The organism is Streptomyces sp. NPDC058964, assembly GCF_042741275.1.
Classification (GTDB): Bacteria; Actinomycetota; Actinomycetes; order Streptomycetales; family Streptomycetaceae; genus Streptomyces.
Map to the genome: position 1 here is coordinate 1 of NZ_JBHYKH010000495.1, position 4,342 is coordinate 4,342.

A 4,342-nucleotide genomic window follows, 5' to 3' on the forward strand; every position below is an offset into this window, starting at 1 on the left:
GGGGGGGGGGGTTCCCAGGGGGTGGGGGCGCCCGGGGGCAGGTCGGTCATGGTCACATCGGTCAGGTTGTTACGCTATGCGTAACAGCTGTATCGTCTGCTGAAACTGCGAGGTACTGTACTCCAGGCCCGGATCAACGCGACACACCGAACCGCGCCAGGCGCGTCCGGCCCGGAAACGGTGCCGGACGCCACCTGTGCCGCACCGGCACGGGCGAGAACGAGAAGGAGGAGGGCACAGTCGTGCCCGAGGCATCCCATGAGGGCAGGCCGGGCGCCTCCCGTGAACGCGAGCCGCGCGGCTCCCGTGCGAGCGGCCCCAAGGAGGCCCGGCCTCCCGCCCGGTCCGCAGTCGACAAGGCGCTCGACCTGATCGAGGCCGTCTCCCGCGCGCCGCACCCCGTCCGGCTCACCGATCTGGCCACCGAGGTCGGCCTGCATCGTGCCACCGCCTACCGGATCCTGCTCGACCTCGTACGGCGGGGCTGGGTGCTGCGGGCCGGCGACCACTACCTGCCCGGCGCGGCCGTGCTGCGGATGTCTGCGTCCGCGGCGGGCAACTCGCTGACGGCGCTGGCCCGTCCGGTGCTGGAGCGGCTGTCCGAAAGAACCGCACTGATGGTCAATCTGCAGGTCCTGGAGGAGGGCGGCTCCCGCGTGATCGACGTGGTCCGGCCCGAACGGCTCGCGATGATCAGCCACTTGCGCGGCGAGTTCCTGCCCGTCGGCCGGTTCGCCGGGCCGCTGGCGCTGGTCGCTGCGCTCGAACCGGAGGCACGAGAACGGTGGTTGAGCCGACTGCCGAAATCCGGCGAAGACGCCGGGTGCCTGCGGACGCTGGCCGCAGAACTCGCGGAGGTGGAGCGCACCGGGCTCGCCGCCGAGCACGGCCGCAACGAGAAGCTGGTCGCCTCCATCAGCCGCGCGGTGGTGCCCACGCCCGGCGTGCCGGTCTGCGCGCTTACCGTGGTCGGACCGGACGCGGAGTTCGACGGATCCCAACTCGCCAAGTTCGACCGCGAGTTGCGGTCCGCCACAGTTGAGCTGGTGGCTGCGCTGACCACCGGTTCCGGCCCACAGGGAGCCGACCGATGAGCGGCGTCCTCGTCCTGGACCGCGAGCGCACCGCCGCCGCGCTGGACCCGACGGCGGTACTGGCCGCCGTAGGGCACGCGCTTGTCGCGGTCGCTCGCGGCGAGGTCTCCGCGCCACCCCGCATCGCCGCCGTCACCTCCGCCGGACTGCTCGGTGCGATGCCCGGGTACGTCCCCGGTCTCGGGCTGGCCGCGAAACTCGTGACCGTGACCGCCGACCCGGAGCGGCAGGGGCGCAGCTTCCACCGCGGGCTGGTCGCGCTGTTCGACGAACGCGACGGCCGGGCACTGGCGATGATGGACGCCGAGTCGCTCACCGAGGTCCGCACGGCGGCGTCGGCCACGCACAGCGCGCTGGCCCTGGCCGCCCGTCCCGGTCTCGGGCGGGTGGCCGTGGTCGGGACGGGCGCGCAGGCCCGCGCGCAGCTCGCGCTGCTCGCGGTGGTACGGCCGGACGTGGAGGTGGCGGTCGCCGGCCGCGATCCCCTGCGGGCCGGTGCGGCGGCCGCGCTGCATCCCGGCGCGCGGGCCGCCGCGGGCATCGAGCACGCGGTGCGCGGGGCGGACGTGGTGTTCTGCTGCACGGGCGCCACTGCGCCCGTCGTCAGCCGTGACTGGCTCGCTGCGGGCGCTCACGTGTCCTCGGTCGGAGGCTCCCACGGTCCCGAACTCGACGCCGCCACCGTCCGGGACGCCCACCTCTTCGCCGAATGGCCCGGCGCGGCCGCCGCTGCCCCGCCCGCGGGCGCCCACGAACTGCAGGACCTCTTCCCCGGGCGGACGGTGACACTGCTGGGTTCCGTCCTCGCCGGCGACCACCCCGGGCGCGGCGCCGACTCGGGCGCGCTCACCGTCTTCAAGTCCACCGGTCACGCCGCCCTCGACGTCGCGGCCGCCCGAGTGGCCTTCGACGTCGCCCGCGCACAGGGGTGGGGAGTCACCGTGGATCTGTGAGAGGCACGGGCCCGTGGCTACGTGAGACGGTCGGGCACGTATCTACGTGGGACGCGCGGGCAGTTCGCAGCTGGTCCAGGAGGGGAGGAAGCCGAGGCCGCACAACGCCTCTGGCCCGATCGGGTCAAGCGGGTCGAGTCCTGACGGCCGTATGCGAACGAACCGTCGTACAGCGGCGACGCGGACGAGAAGGCGCTGCCTCGCGATCTCCGCTTGGCGCAACGGCGTTCGGCCCGGTTGAACGCGGCGCACGGTCCGGTCGCGCTGCCGGCCCGGCGCTCGGGACCGGGCCGGTGGGTGCGTGGTAGCCGGGTCAGCAGGTGGGAACGCCGGGCAGTTGGGACGCGGGGTTGTCGATGTAGATGTTGCTGATGAAGCCGTTCTGGTCGCGGAGCTTGCTCCACCAGTTGTTGGTGTAGCCCTCGGCGTTGACCATGTCGCCCTGTTTCTGGCACAGGACCCGGACGCTGGTGGGGCCGCTGAGGGTGGTGACCACCGGCGAGCTCAGGTACGCGTCGCTGCGCACCCGTACTCCGGCGCCCCAGGTCATGAACGGCACGCCGGTGCCGCCGCAGCCGTTGTCGCTGGTGAGGTAGTACTGGTTGTAACTGCCGGGGTAGGCGAGCGCGCTGCCGTTGATGCGGATGTCCTGGCCGACGCCGTTGTAGAGCTGCTCGTAGTGGATGTGCGGGCCGGTGCTGTTGCCGGTGCTTCCAGTGGTGCCGATCTGCTGGCCCTGCTCGACGTGAGCGCCGTCGGGGACGCTGTAGGCGGACAGATGGAAGTAGTAGGTCCGCCAGCCGCCGCCGTGTTCGACGGAGATGTAGTTGCCCGCGCCGTTCGCCTCGTAGTGGCGGTAGGCGGTGCCCGCGGCGGAGGCCAGGACCGGGGTGCCGTTGGTGGTGCCGCCGTCCGCGCGGATGAAGTCCAGGGCGCGGCGGACCTCGGCCGAGTGATGGCTGTAGGTCCAATTCTGGCCGCAGGGATAGGGGGCCTTGAAGTTCGGTGCGGCAGCCAGGGCCGCGCCGGAGGTGGCGGCGCCCGCCGACGGGGCCGGGCCGAGCAGCAGTGCGGCCAGCGCCAGCAGCGCGGTGGTCACCGCGGTCCAGAGGCGTCCGAGGGGCATGACGATTCGCTCCTTCGTGGGGGAAAGCAGCAGGTGAGGCCCGCGTCCGAGGGCGCGGCGGGCCGGGGCACAACGTAGGGAGAGGCTCTGTGCATGGCAAGGCGAAGCTCGTGTCTTTCGCTCAGCATGCAATGACTTGCGCATGACAAACCTGGCGGCCCATCATGCGACGGCCCGCGCGGCCGGCACCGGCTAGCGCGGGGACCGGCCGACCGAGGGAGTGGGCGACGATGCGCAGACGCAGCCCGGAGGACCGAGTTCCGGCACACCGGGCGGACATGGCGGTGGCACCTCCGGCCGTTCGCACCGTGCGGGACGCGGCCCCACGACACACCTCCCAGGAACCGAAATCCCGGGCGGCCGGCGGTGCTGCCGGTCAGCCGCCCTCGACGAAGGCGGGACGTTGCCGCATCCGTCCTGCGCGCGGCCTCGGTCGCCGGCTGATGAGCCTGACCGTGGCCTGTGTGGTGCTGGGCGCGCTGGTGGCTGCTCGAGCCTCGGCCACTTCCCCCTCCCGCCGTCTGTCCGGACCGGACGTGCCCGCGGGCGTCACCGCCGGCATCGCCGTCTTCGACCGGACCACCGGCCGCTTCACCGAACAGCTCAACGCCGAGACGCAGTTCAGGTCGGCGTCCGTCGTCAAACTGCTGCTGGCGCTCGACGTGCTGTGGGACCTCGGTCCCGGCTACCGGATCCCCGCTGCGGACCGGACACGGCTGGAGGCCATGCTGCGCCCCAGCGACGACGGCGTGGCCGGCGATTACTGGACGCAGCGGGGCGGCAGCCGGATCATCGAGCGGACGGCCACGCGGCTCGGCCTGACCGGCACGGCACCTCCACCCGCGGCCTACCCCGGATACTGGGGCTACACCGCGCTCACGGCGTCGGACACCGTGCGGATCTACCGCTACCTCCTCGACCAGGCGCCCACCGCCGTACGTGACTTCGTCATGGGCAGCCTGCGCCGTTCGACCCGGTGCGCCAACGACGGCTACGACCAGCATTTCGGCATCCCGTCCGCCTTCATCGGCCCCTGGGCCGTCAAACAGGGCTGGTCCGGCTTCGCCTCGGGCGGCTGCACGCCGGACGCGGGCACCCCCCTGCCCCCCGCCGCCAGCTAAACCCCCAACCACCCACCCCCCAACCCCAACCACACCACACAACCCCAC

The 4,342-nt window shown here is 72.6% G+C and carries 4 protein-coding genes; 3 read left to right on the forward strand and 1 reads right to left on the reverse strand.

Going from position 1 to position 4,342, the window contains the following annotated elements; translation table 11 throughout:
- Positions 1–242 precede the first annotated feature (242 nt).
- Complete coding sequence (locus ACFW2E_RS38160; RefSeq protein WP_384474024.1) at positions 243–1,094, forward strand: IclR family transcriptional regulator; 852 nt, start codon at positions 243–245, stop codon at positions 1,092–1,094.
- On the forward strand, positions 1,091–2,047 hold the full coding sequence (locus ACFW2E_RS38165; protein WP_384474027.1) for an ornithine cyclodeaminase family protein: 957 nt from the start codon (positions 1,091–1,093) through the stop codon (positions 2,045–2,047). Before ACFW2E_RS38160 ends, ACFW2E_RS38165 begins: the two co-directional genes overlap by 4 nt.
- A 313-nt stretch (positions 2,048–2,360) precedes the next feature.
- Here the strand turns inward: ACFW2E_RS38165 and ACFW2E_RS38170 are convergent, their stop codons facing one another.
- A complete protein-coding gene (locus ACFW2E_RS38170; protein ID WP_384474030.1) occupies positions 2,361–3,173 on the reverse strand; it encodes a M23 family metallopeptidase in 813 nt (270 codons plus the stop codon).
- A gap of 443 nt (positions 3,174–3,616) precedes the next feature.
- Between ACFW2E_RS38170 and ACFW2E_RS38175 the strand changes: the two genes are divergently transcribed.
- Positions 3,617–4,294 (forward strand): hypothetical protein, encoded by a 678-nt coding sequence (locus ACFW2E_RS38175; RefSeq protein WP_384474032.1) that lies wholly within the window; start codon positions 3,617–3,619, stop codon positions 4,292–4,294.
- Positions 4,295–4,342 lie beyond the last annotated feature (48 nt).